Origin of the sequence: Tenacibaculum sp. M341, assembly GCF_004337695.1 — a bacterium.
Classification (GTDB): Bacteria; Bacteroidota; Bacteroidia; order Flavobacteriales; family Flavobacteriaceae; genus Polaribacter.
In genome coordinates this window covers 61,291-76,527 of record NZ_SJXJ01000018.1, presented here as the reverse complement: position 1 = coordinate 76,527, position 15,237 = coordinate 61,291, and the positions used below count along the sequence as shown (strand labels likewise).

Below are 15,237 nucleotides of genomic sequence, written 5' to 3'. Positions count from 1 at the left end.
CCTCAAAATTTACAATACCATGAAAAAAAGTACAGAAAACATATCTAATAAAAAAGATATTACACGTAAAGAGGCTCTGAAAAAAATAGGAAATTATAGCAAATACACTGCATTAACTGCAATAGGAACATATTTAATTTTAGATCCTAAAAAAGCACAAGCGGCTTCTCCTGAACCACCTGGTGACGGATTTTAATCATAAAAATTAACTAACAAAACCTTCAATCCTGTCTTTTAAAGACAGGATTGTTTTTTTTATTTTCATTAGGATTTCAATCTATTTTAATTAAATTTGTAGTCTGAAAATGAAAAAATTACATTACTATGAAAAAAGAAAAAGGATTCCCTTTTATATGGGCATTGTGTGCTTTTTTTACACTAACCAATGTCTCATCCCAAATTTTTATTACTGAAATTGCCGATCCTAAAGACAACATAAATGCTAGGTTTGTTGAGTTATATAATGCTGGTAATTCTGATATAGATTTAAGTATTGAAAAACACTCCCTAAGAAAATGGACTAACGATAACACAACGCCTAACAACGATTTCTTATTAACTGGAATTATAGCTGCCAAAAGTTTTTACATTATAGCGGCTAAAGAAATTGATTTTAAAGAAACTTATTTTATCAATCCAAATCAAAGTAATACTATTGTTAGTACAAATGGAGATGATCATATTGCTTTAGTTAAAGATGATAATATCATAGATATTTTTGGTGTTCCTGGGCAAGACGGCACCAATACTTGTCATGAATACAAAGATGGGAGAGCTGAAAGAAAAACTGGCGTAACCAATGGAAATTCCTCTTGGATAGCATCAGAGTGGAATGTTTGGGCTGATAATGAAGTTGTAGGATGCCCTTCTCATAACGATAGCTTTGTAAACACACAAGATTTCGATCCTGGAAAATGGATTGGAGCAATAAAACCAGGTTTATCTATAAGTTTTCCTTCAGAAAATACTTCAGAAAATACTTCAAATACCTCCTTCTCTATTGTATTAGATGCACAACCATCAGCAAACATTGTTATTGATATTAATAGTAACAATACTAGTGAAATTATTCCTAATCATTCCTCAGTAACATTTACTGACTCAAATTGGAATGTACCTCAATCTATAATATTAACAGGAGTTGATGATAACATCATTGATGGAGCAGTAAAAGTCACTATAACTGTATCTGTTAATGATATTACATCAGATAACACTTACAAAGGAATTAGTTCATTTTTTACTCTTTTTAATATTGATAATGAAACAAGCGCTATAACTATTAATGAAATTCATGCAGACCCTGATAATAACAATGGAGATGCAAATAATGATGGTATTATAAGTCCTAGTCAAGATGAATTTATAGAAATTTATAATTCTTCAAACTCTGACTTAGACATTTCGAACTGGTCTTTAGCTGACGAAACTTCTGTTAGACATATTTTTGAAGAAAATACTATCATTCCTTCTAAAGAATCCATTGTTGTGTTTGGTGGTGGAACCCCAAATAATATACCTGGTGTAGTTCAAACAGCTAGCTCAGGTCGCTTAAGTTTGAATAACAGTAAAGATGTTATTCAGATAATAACTAATACAGGTAACATAATGGTTGAAGAAGCATATAATAGTATTGCTTCTCAAAATCAATCGATTGCAAAAAAAGAAGGTCTTACAAATTATTTTGGCTTACATTCAGAAATAACAAGTAATCCTATTTTATTTTCTCCTGGAAGAAATAACACAACCAACATTGCTTTTTCCTCTGTAAACAAATGGAATGGTACAATTAATAATGATTGGAATAATATTGAAAATTGGTCTAAAAAAACAATTCCCTCTTCTAGTTCTGATGTTTTAATTCCAAAAGAAATCACTAACTACCCTACAATTACAAATGATATTACTGTTAATTCTATTACTTTAGAATCAAGTGCTTCATTAACCTCTAACAATTCTATAAATGCTAATGTTAGATATATCAGAGAACTAGTGTCTGATTGGCACCTAATTAGTACTCCTTTAAAAAATCAAACAATTGAAGATTTTATTCTTAACAATGACTTTTCAACAGGCTCTGGTAATAATATTGGTATAGGTTTTTACAACAATGACAATAATACTCCTTGGGAATATCAAAATACTTCTTCCAATGGATCTTTATCTAACTTTAAAGGTATGGCAGTAAAAACAAACAATAATGCTGTACTATTTGAAGGAAATTTACATACAGAAGACACTACTGTTCCAATTAAAATGGGAGATCATAGTAACTTTAACTTAATTGGAAATCCATATACTTCATATCTTAATTCGATTAACTTTTTAAATGCCCCTGAAAACATTTCTGTACTTGAAGAACAAACAATTTGGTTTTGGAATGGAACAGAATATATAACAAAAAATTTGACTGAAAGTTTTCAAATTGCTCCAACGCAAGGATTCTTTATTAAAGTGAAAGCCAATGATAATATTATTATTGATAATAGTATGCTTTCACATCAAACATCGAATACCTTTCTAAAGGATTCCAAGGAGTTTTCTTTCCAACTTTATATGTCATCGAAAGACAATGTAAAATCTACTAAAGTTTTCTTCAATGAAAATGCAACCATCGACTTTGACAATGGATATGATAGTAGTCTTTTTTTAGAATCAAATCTTAATTTTTCCATTTACACAAGACTGGCAAATCTAAAAAGTGAGAAAAAACTTGCAATTCAATCTTTGTCTAACTCAAATTATCAGAACATAGCTATACCTATTGGTCTTATTTGTGATAATAATCAAAAAGTCGAATTTTCTGTAAAAACTCATAATTTACCTTCAGAAACAACTATTTTTCTAGAAGATAAAAAAGAAAATAGTTTCATTAATTTATCTGAAAACAATTATAGTGTTCTATTAACAAATAGTGTTAATGAACCTAATAGATTCTCTATTCACTTGACTACTAAAAAAACAAATGTTGATTTGACTAAAAATGATGCTGTAACTGTTGATATATTTAAATCTAATCGAAATGAAATTACTGTAAAAGGGCTAAATCAAAATGCTATTCTAAGAGTTTACTCAATACTTGGTGAAGAAGTTAAAACTTACAAAGGAGAATTCAACGATTATAAAAAAATTAACGTATCAAACTTTAGTGAGGGTATGTACTTTATCAAACTAGAGTATGACTCTAAAATTATCTCAAAAAAAATAGTTTTATGATTGTCTAAAAAAGAATAAAAATAATTCTTAATTCTTACTGTTTTTGTTACTTTAGGCACCATGATGAAGGATCTAATTATTACTAAATCTATCGATAATTCAAATACTGCTGTATGGTTTTCACCTACAAACAGATATTTGGTAGTTAACGATACTGTAGCTAATATTTTAATTGATTTTAATAAAGGTATATCTCAAGAAACAATCGCACTCAAACTTTCTAAAGAATTTAATGAATCTCTTGAGAACTCTTTAAGTTTTGTACATGATACTTATAGTGATTTGTACTTAAAAAACATGAAACATAAAGATATTGAAGTAAAACAATTGCCTAAAATTAGTAACATTACCTTTGAAAGTACTAAATACTATACAATTGGAGACTTTATTTTTAAAATAGATTATCAATCAGATTTTGAAATTTATTTAATTCATCCAAAGTTTTCTCATTTAGAAACAAAAACTTCAAATAAATTTGATCATCACTATCAAGTTTTTACTCAAAATGAGTTTACAACTTTAGTCATAGATAATAATGTAATAGACACTTGGCACCGAAAAGATATACATTATTTTCAAGGAAAATTATCGATGTATATTGTACAGCAAATGCATCAAAAAAATGAAGACGAATGGCTGGGTGTTTTCCATGCCTCTGGTGTTAGTTACAACAGTAAATCACTACTTTTATTGGGCGACTCTGGAAATGGAAAAAGTACTTCTTTAGCATTACTCCAAGCCAATGGACTTACTTGTTTAGCTGATGATTTTGTCCCTGTAGATAGTAAGAAGCAACACATTCATACCTTTCCTTCTGCTATTTCGATAAAGAAAAATAGTTTGCCTACTCTATTACCTTTTTATCCTGAATTAGAAAACTCTGCGGAATTTCATTTTAAAACTCTTAATAAAATTGTACGTTTTTTACCTCCAAAGATTAATGATTATACAAAGAATTTACCATGTAATCATATTGTATTTATTAAATACGAAAAAGAATCTGGAATTAAATTTAATCCAATTTCAAAACTTGAAGCTTTTGAACAATTGGTACCTGATTCGTGGATTTCTTCAAAACCAGAAAATGTTCGTGTCTTTTTAAATTGGTTTGCTTCTTTAGAGTGTTTTCAATTAAAATATTCTGAAAACGACAAAATGATTGCAACAATAAAAAAGTTATTGAGTGATGACGTATAAAGAAGCTTTATTTTTTACTGGAAAATGCCTTACAATCAACCATGAAGAACATAACAAAAAACTTGTTGAAGAAGATTTAAAGAATGATAAAATCGATTGGGAAGCTATTGTCAAAGTAAGCACTAGTCACTATGTATTTCCTGCACTATATTGTAATATTAAAAAAGCTAATCTCCTGCATTATCTCCCAGAAGATTTAGTTGCCTACATGAAGCATATTACAGATTTAAACAGAGAACGTAATACACAAATCATTGCACAAGCCAAAGAAATTAATGATTTACTACTAGCCAATGATATTACTCCTGTATTTTTAAAAGGCACAGGTAATTTATTAGAAGGATTATATGATGATATAGCCGAGAGAATGGTCGGAGATATTGACTTCTTAGTCAATAATAATCAACTTAACAAATGTATTTCTATATTAAAACAGAATGGTTATTCAACACATTCTAAAAACAAAATAGATACAACCGTAGTTAGCAGGCATTATCCTAAGATGATAAAGAAAGATCGTGTTTCTATAGTTGAGGTACATTATAAAATGGTTAGCAGGAAGAAATTTACTGAATTTAATTTTTCATTTATAGAAAAAAACGTCCTAAAAAAAAATCTTTATCATGTCCTTTCAGATGAAGATAAAATAATAATGACCTCTATTAATAAACACTTAAATGATAAATCCGACCTGCTTTTTCATTTTGGTCTTAGAAACTCTTACGATTTATTTTTACTTTCTTTAAGAACAGACACTTTAAATGCAATAAAAAAAATCACTCATTTTAAAAATCTAAATCCTTTTCTATTTAGTAGCTTTCAGATATTAGGAAGCCCTAAGCATATTAATTTTATTGATAATAGAAAAGCTAGATACTTTTTCCAAAAACAAATTCAGAACATTGAAAATTCAAACAAAATAAAACAGTTATTTATAAAAAAAAGGATACAATTTACTCACAGAGTTTCTGTTTTAATAAAAGCTATTTACAATAAAGAATATAGAAATTATATAATTAATCGAATTAAATCAAACTTTTAACCTCATCAAAATCCAAACCTCCATAATTACCAGAACTCATTAATAAAAGAGCAGTATCCTCTAAATTCTGAGAAAAAAGATATTCTTTAAACTCTCTAGGGTTTGTATAAATTATTAAATCTTCTCTTTCAAAAGCTTTTGCTATTTGCTCTTTCGTAATAGCTTCTAATTTCTTAATCTCTAATGCTTTTGGAGAGTAAAAAACAACAGCTGTATCAGCACCTTCTAAAGCCCCTTTGTATTCATTTAAGAATTCTGTATTCAAACTACTAAACGTATGAAGTTCTAAACAACCTAGCAGTTTTCTATTTTTATATTGCTTTTTTACTGCTTCTGTAGTAGCTTTTACCTTAGATGGCGAATGTGCAAAATCTTTAAATATTACTGTTGATTTGTCTTCAGCTATTTTTTCTAATCTTTTACTTGCTCCTTTGAAACTAACTATAGCTTCATAAAAATCTTCTTCATCAATTCCCATATGCTGGCAAATCCACTTTGCTCCTGCTAAATTCTGTAAATTATGATCTCCGAAAATTTCTAGTGGTAAAGCTCCTTCTTCTGTATTTAAAAATGTTGTACCATTATCTATAAAAAAATCTGGAGTTTCATACGGATATTTCTTTATAGAGTTCGTTGAACCTTCAACTACTTTTTTTACTTCTTCGTCTTGCTCATTATACACCATGATTCCTCCATTGATTAACGAATCAGTAAAAATCGAAAACTGCTCTACATAATTTTCGTAAGTAGGAAAAACATTAATATGATCCCAAGCAATACCACTCAATAAAGCTATGTTAGGTTTGTATAAATGAAACTTAGGTCTTCTATCAATAGGAGAACTCAAATATTCATCCCCTTCTAATACTATAAAATCATTCTCTTCAGTAAGATGAACCATCGTATCAAAACCTTCTAATTGAGCACCGACCATATAATCTACTTCTCTATCATGATAATTCAATACATGTAAAATCATTGATGTAATAGTCGTTTTTCCATGCGAACCACCAATAACTACTCTTGTTTTGTATTTTGATTGTTCGTACAAAAACTCTGGGTAAGAATAAATCTTTAAATTTAATTCTTGAGCTCTTAATAATTCTGGATTATCTTCTTTAGCATGCATACCAAGAATAACAGCATCTAAATCTGATGAAATTTTATCTGGAAACCATCCAAATTCATCTGGTAATAATCCTTTATTTACTAATCTAGATTTAGAAGGATCATGAATAGTATCATCACTTCCTGTAATATTATATCCTTTATTATGAAGCGCTAAAGCTAAATTATGCATTGCACTTCCCCCAATAGCAATAAAATGTATGTTCATAAATTATCTAAATTAACACTGTAAATATACTGTAAGTAGCTAGTACTTTTTAAAAGAAATTGAAAATTAAATAAATATGTTACTTTTGTACAAAGAAAAACATTGAAAAATTGTTGAGAAACATTTTACGTTACAACCATGATCGACTCACCAAATTGCAAATCTCAGAATAAAAAACATTCATTACAGAAATCCTTTATTCTTTTCATCTTTACCCTGTTCAATATTTGGACAAGTTTATCCCAATGTGCAGGTACTGACAATAGTGTTATTATTTGTGATAAAGAAACTAATACAGGCTTACAAACCTATGACCTTTTTAGCCAACTATCGGGTACCCCAATAGCTGGTGGTGAATGGACTAGTGCTAACCCTGCTAATAACTTTGCTTTAAATACAACTACAGGAGAAGTAAATTTATGGAGTATTAACAGAGCTGGCGAACACCTATTTACATATACAAATACTGCTTGTGGAGAAAGTGCTACGGTAACTGTTTTTTTAGGAGGTTATCAAGGTGAAGATAATGTTGATGGAGGAGCTAATGCATGTAGTGACAATCCTGCTGTAAATTTATTTGCTTTTTTAGATAATGACTTACCTGGTTTAAATGTAGATACCAATGGTAAATGGACCGAAGACCCAACTACTAGAACAGGACTTTTAACTGATCAATTTTTTAATGCAGAAGTAGCAGGAGAAGGTACTTATACCTTTATTTACACCACTAAAGAAGTTGAAACTTGCCCTTCAGAATCTGCAACTGTTAAACTAGAAGTACACAGATCACCTGAACCTGGTGTTGGTATTGATCTTATTTTATGTGATACTGAGGATTTATCTATTTACACAGATGTTAATTTAAACGATTATTTAATTGGTGAAGATGCAGATGGTATATGGACAGATATAAATGCAACTGGTCAAATTACTGGTATAACAGATTCTACTATTAATATTCAAGAAATTTTTAACACTAGAGGAAATGGAAACTACGATTTTGAATACACTGTTTTTCCAAAATCTCCCGTATGTGAAGAAGAGTCTACCATAGTAAGAGTTTCACTACCTAAAGTCTCAGGAACATTTAATGTTCAAAATGTTTGTGATACTGAGCCTTTAACTATACAAATTGATTTTACTAGTTCAGATGCTATCCCTTTTAATTTCGATTTAGAATATGAAATACGAAATACGGTAACCGATGCATTAGCATATACAGATACAAACTTTATTAGAGTAAATCCTACTTTTCCTGATTTTGAAGATAATTTTATTTTTTCAGTTGATCCAAATCCTTTACTCACTCCTGGTTCATACTATATAACAGTAAAAGAAATCACTAATATAAATGGTATTATTTGTAATACCTTAGATATTGCAGACGATACTTTTGTTTATAATAAAATCAACTATAATATTGATACGAATTGTTTTACTGGCAATGAAGCTATTTTAGAAATTAGTGATTTTTATAATAGCGCAGGAATGCTTTCTAACGAAACTATAAATATCGATTATACCATTGAGGATTTAACAAACGGTATTCCTCGTAATATTGAAAATCAAATGATTTCTTTTACCGATGGTTATGCAGAAATACCTATTGATATTTCTATATTCCCAGGAAATGCAACAAATTTTAACATACGAATTACAGATCCAGATGATATTGGCTTAAATTGTTCCGATTTTAATTTTACTGCTTCTTTAATTCCTGAAGATATCGAATTGGAAGTTTTAATTGATAATTCTTGTGATGCAACAAAAGTAGAAGCTTCTATTGATGCTCCTCTACTTGGTGATGGTAATTACACTATTACTTATCAGGTTAGAAAAATTGGAGACACAACATTTGTTATTGATTTTCCTATTGTTACTAACAGTCTTACTACTGTTTTAAATGTAGACATTGCTAGTTTAGATGAAGGTGATTATGAAATCATTTTAAAAAGTACTCAAAATGATACCAATCCTTGTAGAGTTCAACGTAATTTTGAAGTTAGAGACAATTTTTCCATCGGAGGAATTCCAGATATGCCAACATTAGATGCTACTCAAACTTTTTGTTTAGCTAACTTTCATCCTAACCAGCCTACAGTAGCAGATATTGTAGTAACTACAGGTGCTAATTTAACTTGGTATGCAGACTTAACAACTACTACTCCACTTGCTACAACTACTATTTTAACAAATAACACAAACTATTATGTAACGGCTAGCGATCCTGTAAATAGTTGTGAAAGTTCAGCAAGAGCCGTTGTAAACATACAATTAACAACTACTGATATTGTAAATTCTAGTGATAGAAATCCAACTTTTTGTAATATCACTACAATTACACTAGCTAATTTTGATGCCACTGTTACTGCTGGTGATTTAATTTGGTACGATGCAGCTACTGGTGGAAATATACTGCCAGATACAACTGAAGTTGAAGATGGAAGAAGCTATTTTGCCGTTCAAAATATTGGCGGATGCGAACATCATACACGATTAGAATTTATCGCAACAGTAATTACTCCTCCTAATTTGGTGGTAAACCCAAATCAAACTTTTTGTGTATCTGATTTTCACCCCAACCAACCTACAATAGCAGATATTGTAGTAGATGAAGGAACCAATCTTACTTGGTATGCAGATAACACCACTACTACACCACTAAACACTAATACAGTTCTTACAGATGGAACTAGTTATTTTGTAACTACTAAAGATCCAACCAATACCTGTGAAAGTAATAGAGCAATAGTAACAGTAAGAGTTATAACTACAGAACTAGTTACATCTTCAGATACCAATCCAACTTTTTGTAACGTAACCAATCTTACACTTGCAGATTTTGATACTACCATTAGTACTGGCGATTTAATTTGGTATGATGCGGCTACTGGTGGAAATATTTTACCAGACAGTACTCCTGTTATTGGAGGGGATAGTTATTTTGCTGTACAAAGTATAGATGGTTGTGAACACCATATAAGACTTGAATTTAGTGCGATTGTTATCAATCCTCCAACACCTGTCTACAATGGAAATATATCTTTCTGTGCTTTAGAAGAGTTAACCTTACTTGATTTAGAAACTGATATTACACCTGTAAGTAGTAGTTTCGAATTGATTTGGTTTGATGCGGCTACTGATGGAGATGAATTGAGTAACGCAGATATTATAGAAGAAGGAGTTTCTTACTTTGTTGCCTATGTATATCCAACAACAAATTGTGAAGGAAATAGAACTGAAATCGTTTTTAATACTTCTGTATGCGATCCTGATAAATATGACTTCTTTATTCCAGATGGATTCTCACCTAATGATGATGGAACCAATGACCAATATTACATCCCTAATATTCAATATTTCTATCCGAAGTACGAATTAGAGATTTTTAACAGATATGGTCAATCTTTATTTAAAGGTGACATCAATAATCCTAAATGGAATGGACAAAGTTCTACTGGATCAGAAGTAACCAGCGGTGTATATTTTTATATTCTTAGATATAATGATGGTGTATTAAAACCTAAACAAGGTCGTATTTATCTAAGCAAATAATTAAAAATTCATGAAAAAAGTATTCTTAATCATATTTATAAATGTTGTTAGTTCAGTTTTCGGACAACAAGATCCTCAGTATACGCAGTATATGTACAATCAAAGTGTTGTAAACCCTGCCTATGCCACAAACGAATTAGGAGTTATTAATTTTGGTGCTATGCACAGAACTCAATGGTCTTCTGCTGTAGGTTCTCCAAAAACCTATAATTTCTTTGTCCATGCTCCTTTAAGTAATAAAATAGAAGTAGGACTTTCGATAGTTACTGATGATATTGGTGATGGAGTTTTAAAAGAAAATAATATTTATGCTGATTTTGCATATGTGTTAAAATTAGCAGAAGGACATAAATTATCATTAGGTTTAAAAGCTGGTGTTACTAATTTTAATACCAACTTTAATAATTTTAGATTCCCTGATGAAGATATTTTAACAGGATTTGTACCTAATGATCTAGCTTTCGTTAATCAAAATAAAACCTTACCCAATTTTGGTACAGGAGCATTTTACTTTACTGAAAACTATTATTTAGGTGTAGCAGTGCCTAATTTATTAAGGTCTCAACACATAGAAGAACGTAACGGTTTAAACAGTTTAGGTGGCGAAGAGTTACACTTATTTGTAAACGGTGGATACGTTTTTAAAATGAGTGATGTAGTAAAACTAAAACCTTCATTTATGATGAAAGCTGTAAAAGGTTCTCCTATAGTATTAGATACTTCTTTAAATGTATTATTCAATAATCGCTTTGAAGGAGGTTTGTCTTACAGATTAAATGATTCTTTTAGTGCTATGTTTAATGTAAAAGCTTTTGATTCATTACGAATCGGATATGCTTTTGATTTCACTACTACCAATCTTAGTAACTTTAATTCTGGTACACACGAAATTATGGTGTTATTTGATTTTGACACTTTAGGTTTACAAAAAGGATACGATAAATCACCAAGATTCTTCTAAAAAACGGATTATGAAAAAAATTACCATCGTATTATTCACACTAATTTCAATTTTAACAATACAGGCTCAAAATCATAATTTGAAAAGAGCTAATAAATATTTTGAAAGAACATTTTATGCAGAAGCTATTCCTTTATATGAAAAAGCTTTAAAAGACGGTGAAGGCATAGATGCTGTTAAAAACTTAGCGGACTCATATTACTACACTAATAACATGGGAAAAGCTGCGGTAAATTATAAATACCTTTTAAAAAACTACAGTAAATATGTAGATGAAAGTTATTACATAAAGTATGCTAATACCTTAAAAGCACTTGGAAAGTACAAAAATGCTCATAATTTATTACGAAACTATTACAAGAAAAAGAATAAAGAAAAACTACCAAGTTTAATCGAAGAAATAGAATACTTAGAAGATATTCAGGCATTGGGTAATCGTTTTACTATTGAAAATTTAGGAATTAACACTCCTGAATCTGAGTTTGGTGCGATTAGACAAGGAGATACTTTTATTTTTTCTGCTCCTAGAAAAGAACAATATGGCAAAAGTTTTGGTTGGAATGGTCAGCATTATTTAGATATTTATCAAACTCACATCAACAATATTTATTTAAATGATAGTGTCGTTACATCTTTTTCTAAAAACATCAACTCTAAATTACACGAATCCAATATTGTTTTTACCAAAGATGGTAAAACAGCTTATTTCAACAGAAATAATTCAGAAAAAGGAAAAAGAAAAACAGACAACAAAAAAGTAACTCACATTCAATTATACAAAGCTGAATTAGTTGATGGTAAATGGCAAAACATTCAACCGCTACCTTTTAATTCTAATGAATATTCAACAGAGCATCCTGCGTTAAGTGTAGATGAAAAAACATTATACTTTGCTTCTGATATGCCTAACGGATTTGGTTCTTTTGATTTATATGCTGTAGAAATTTATAACGACGGAAATTTTGGAGAGCCTAAAAATTTAGGTCCAACTATTAACACAGAAAATAGAGAGCAATTTCCTTTTGTTAGTAATGACAATAAATTCTATTTTTCATCAGATGGGCATCCAAGCTTTGGTTCGCTTGACGTTTTTGTGAGTACTATTTCAAAAAATAGTTTTTCTAAGCCAGATAATGTTGGTTTTCCTGTAAATTCTGGTTATGATGATTTTTCATTTAACATAAATCCCACTACCAAAGAAGGTTTTTTCGCTTCTAATAGAACTGGAGGAAAAGGTAGTGACGATATTTATAAAATATTTGAAGAAAGACCTTTAAAAATTCAAAAATGCCAACAGTTTATCTCGGGTACAATTACTGATATAGATTCTGGTGTTTTATTACCTAATACTTTAGTGGTACTTACTGATGCCAATGGTAAAGTTCTTAATAAACATACAACAAATGATAATGGTGATTTTAAATTCACTGTAGCCTGTAAAGTTACTTATGTAGTAAAAGCATCAAAAGAAGGATATACCAAAGAACAAAAAACGGTTATTGTTAAAAAAGAGCGTAATAAAAATAACGACGCTTCTATGGAATTAAAATCTTTAGCCATTATAGCCGAAGAAGAACAAAAAGCCTTAGAATTAAAAAAATTGAAAGAACGAGAAGCTTTAGCTTTACAACAAAAAAAGGAACAAGAGCAAAAGTTAAAAGAGCAAGAAGCACTAAAAGTTACCATTGCTAAAAAGAAAGAAAAGATAATTGCAGATGAAGAGGATATAGAAAAGGAGAAAGGAAAAGTAATTGTTAAAACCGATGAAATTAACTTCGATTATAAGTTATGGTATTTACGAAGAGATAGTAAAAAAGCTATTGACAAAGTAATTACCTTAATGAAAAAATATCCTGATATGGTTGTTGAAGTTGGAACTCACTCAGATATTAGAGGAAACAATCGTTATAACTTAGAGCTTTCTCAAAAAAGAGCTACTTCTGTGCGCATGTACTTTTTAGAAAATGGTATAGAACCTGATAGAATTACGGCTATTGGCTACGGAGAAACTCAACCATTAATTAAATGTAAAACTGAAGATGCTTGTACAGAAGAACAACACGAAATTAATAGACGTTGTGAATTTGTAGTTAAAAAGCTGTTGTAACTCTTCAATTCTTTTAAAGATAAATAACACAAATCAAAGGCAAAATAAATATTGAGTTTATTTTGCCTTTAGTGTTTACAAACTATTCTTTAATCAATTATTATTTATAAATTTGCCCTAAAAAGCTATGATTTAATTCTTTCATTGCTTTACTCTATATACTTTTTTAAAACAATAATTATTATGAAAATCAAAATTGCTTTTATAGCTCTAGCTAGTTTTTCTCTAGGAATCAATGCTCAATCATTTAAGACACCTGATACTAATACCGATTTTAATCATTTAACACGTGTTGGTGGTGGTGCTGCTGTTTATATCAATCAAATTTCTTCTGACAGTAGTTTTCCAATTTTAAGACTATCTAGCGGAATTTATGAACCAAATAAAAATGTACGTTTTACTGTTGAGAACAATGGTTATGTAGGGATTGGAACACTAAAACCTCTTTCTAAATTATCTATTGGTTATACAGAAGGTGTAAGCCAAATCGGTTTTAAAAGAAAAGATGGTGCGGAAAGCTTTTTCATGCAAGTAAATGAAAACAATCAACTTCTTTTAAGAAATACATCTGGTGGTGGTGATTATAATTTTCAATCTAATGTTGCTGGAAAAGGCATGAAATCTGTTTTGTTCATGGAAGGTGCTAATGGTAATATTGGTATCAATACAACTACTCCTACCGAAAAATTGGATATAAACGGGAACCTTAGATTAGCTAGGGAAGGAAAACTTTATTGGAGTTGGAAAGATCGAACAATCGAAGAATATTCTTCAGGTGGAGTTAGCAGAATGATTCGTTTTAAAAACTCTATGGGAGAAGGACAAAGCAATCCTGACGGAGGTTTTAACTTTACCGATCATAATGGTTCGTCTGTTATGAGAATCAATGATTTTAAAGTAGGAATTGGTACAACTAATCCTAAAGCAAAACTTGATGTAGAAGGTGGTATTGTATCAAAAGCTATAAAAACTAAAAATTCTAATACTGATTTTAATCATTTCACACGTGTTGGTGGTGGTGCTGCGGTATACATAAATCAAGTTTCTACAGACGAAACGAAACCAATTTTAAGATTATCTAGCGGAATTTATGAACCAAACAAAAATGTACGTTTTACTTTTGAAAATAACGGTAATTTGGGAATAGGAACACTAAAACCTCTTTCTAAATTATCTATTGGTTATACAGAAGGAGTAAGTCAAATCGGTTTTAAAAGAAAAGATGGTGCAGAAAGCTTTTTCATGCGAGTAAATGAAAACAAGCAACTTCTTTTAAGAAATACATCTGGTGGTGGTGATTACAACTTTCAATCTAATGTTGCTGGAAAAGGTATGAAATCTGTTTTATTTTTAGAGGGTGCTAATGGTAACGTTGGTATAGGAACTGTAACACCTGGTGAATGGAAACTAGCTGTAAACGGTAAAATTAAAACCAAAGAAATAAAAGTTTCTTTAGATGGATGGTCAGACTTTGTTTTTTACGATAATTACAAACTACCAACTTTAGACGAAGTTGAAAATCATATTGCAGAAAACGGACATTTGAAAGATATTCCTAGTGCTAAAGAAGTTGAAAAAAATGGAATCTTTTTAGGTGAAATGGATAGTAAATTACTTCAAAAAATAGAAGAGTTAACTTTATACACCATTCAGCAGCAAAAAGAAATTAAAGCATTAAAAAAACAAAATGCTAAAATAGAAAAGCAAGAAAAAGAAATAGCTGAGTTAAAAGTTTTAGTTCAAAAATTACTAAACAAGTAATTATAAAACAATTCATAAAATACAAAAACGAGCCAATGGCTCGTTTTTTGTTTACAGCTATT

The 15,237-nt window shown here is 30.0% G+C and carries 9 protein-coding genes; 8 read left to right on the top strand and 1 reads right to left on the bottom strand.

Going from position 1 to position 15,237, the window contains the following annotated elements:
• The first annotated feature begins 19 nt into the window (after positions 1–19).
• The 4 genes from EYW44_RS22325 to EYW44_RS17375 all read left to right on the top strand — a co-directional run bounded on the left by EYW44_RS22325 (position 20) and on the right by EYW44_RS17375 (position 5,455).
• Positions 20–196, top strand: a complete 177-nt coding sequence (locus tag EYW44_RS22325; protein ID WP_165872260.1) for a hypothetical protein — start codon at positions 20–22, stop codon at positions 194–196.
• Positions 197–324: 128 nt separating this feature from the next.
• On the top strand, positions 325–3,216 hold the full coding sequence (locus EYW44_RS17385; RefSeq protein WP_132725563.1) for a lamin tail domain-containing protein: 2,892 nt from the start codon (positions 325–327) through the stop codon (positions 3,214–3,216).
• A gap of 60 nt (positions 3,217–3,276) precedes the next feature.
• A complete protein-coding gene (locus tag EYW44_RS17380) occupies positions 3,277–4,413 on the top strand; it encodes a hypothetical protein (RefSeq protein ID WP_132725561.1) in 1,137 nt (378 codons plus the stop codon).
• Positions 4,403–5,455, top strand: a complete 1,053-nt coding sequence (locus tag EYW44_RS17375) for a nucleotidyltransferase domain-containing protein (RefSeq protein WP_132725559.1) — start codon at positions 4,403–4,405, stop codon at positions 5,453–5,455. The genes EYW44_RS17380 and EYW44_RS17375 overlap by 11 nt, the downstream gene beginning before the upstream one ends.
• Here the strand turns inward: EYW44_RS17375 and EYW44_RS17370 are convergent.
• Positions 5,439–6,791 (bottom strand): UDP-N-acetylmuramate--L-alanine ligase, encoded by a 1,353-nt coding sequence (locus EYW44_RS17370; protein ID WP_132725556.1) that lies wholly within the window; start codon positions 6,789–6,791, stop codon positions 5,439–5,441. The two genes, EYW44_RS17375 and EYW44_RS17370, sit on opposite strands and share 17 nt — an antisense overlap.
• A gap of 138 nt (positions 6,792–6,929) precedes the next feature.
• Between EYW44_RS17370 and EYW44_RS17365 the strand changes: the two genes are divergently transcribed.
• From EYW44_RS17365 to EYW44_RS17350, 4 genes are all read left to right on the top strand, one after another.
• Positions 6,930–10,346, top strand: a complete 3,417-nt coding sequence (locus tag EYW44_RS17365) for a gliding motility-associated C-terminal domain-containing protein (protein WP_132725553.1) — start codon at positions 6,930–6,932, stop codon at positions 10,344–10,346.
• A gap of 10 nt (positions 10,347–10,356) precedes the next feature.
• Positions 10,357–11,307, top strand: coding sequence for a PorP/SprF family type IX secretion system membrane protein (locus EYW44_RS17360; RefSeq protein ID WP_132725551.1), 951 nt, complete (start codon positions 10,357–10,359; stop codon positions 11,305–11,307).
• A gap of 10 nt (positions 11,308–11,317) precedes the next feature.
• Complete coding sequence (locus tag EYW44_RS17355) at positions 11,318–13,414, top strand: OmpA family protein (RefSeq protein WP_132725549.1); 2,097 nt, start codon at positions 11,318–11,320, stop codon at positions 13,412–13,414.
• Between the two features lie 183 nt (positions 13,415–13,597).
• The gene (locus EYW44_RS17350; RefSeq protein WP_132725547.1) at positions 13,598–15,175 is read left to right on the top strand and encodes a hypothetical protein; all 1,578 of its coding nucleotides are present in this window, start codon (positions 13,598–13,600) and stop codon (positions 15,173–15,175) included.
• Positions 15,176–15,237 lie beyond the last annotated feature (62 nt).

What these genes read in the sequence shown, in the direction of transcription:
- EYW44_RS17375 (WP_132725559.1), top strand. Translation starts at nt 4,403, where the DNA reads ATGACGTATAAAGAAGCTTTATTTTTTACTGGAAAATGCCTTACAATC.
- EYW44_RS17360 (WP_132725551.1), top strand. Translation starts at nt 10,357, where the DNA reads ATGAAAAAAGTATTCTTAATCATATTTATAAATGTTGTTAGTTCAGTT.
- EYW44_RS17380 (WP_132725561.1), top strand. Translation starts at nt 3,277, where the DNA reads ATGATGAAGGATCTAATTATTACTAAATCTATCGATAATTCAAATACT.
- EYW44_RS17350 (WP_132725547.1), top strand. Translation starts at nt 13,598, where the DNA reads ATGAAAATCAAAATTGCTTTTATAGCTCTAGCTAGTTTTTCTCTAGGA.
- EYW44_RS17355 (WP_132725549.1), top strand. Translation starts at nt 11,318, where the DNA reads ATGAAAAAAATTACCATCGTATTATTCACACTAATTTCAATTTTAACA.
- EYW44_RS17385 (WP_132725563.1), top strand. Translation starts at nt 325, where the DNA reads ATGAAAAAAGAAAAAGGATTCCCTTTTATATGGGCATTGTGTGCTTTT.
- EYW44_RS17370 (WP_132725556.1), bottom strand. Translation starts at nt 6,791, where the DNA reads ATGAACATACATTTTATTGCTATTGGGGGAAGTGCAATGCATAATTTA.
- EYW44_RS17365 (WP_132725553.1), top strand. Translation starts at nt 6,930, where the DNA reads ATGATCGACTCACCAAATTGCAAATCTCAGAATAAAAAACATTCATTA.
- EYW44_RS22325 (WP_165872260.1), top strand. Translation starts at nt 20, where the DNA reads ATGAAAAAAAGTACAGAAAACATATCTAATAAAAAAGATATTACACGT.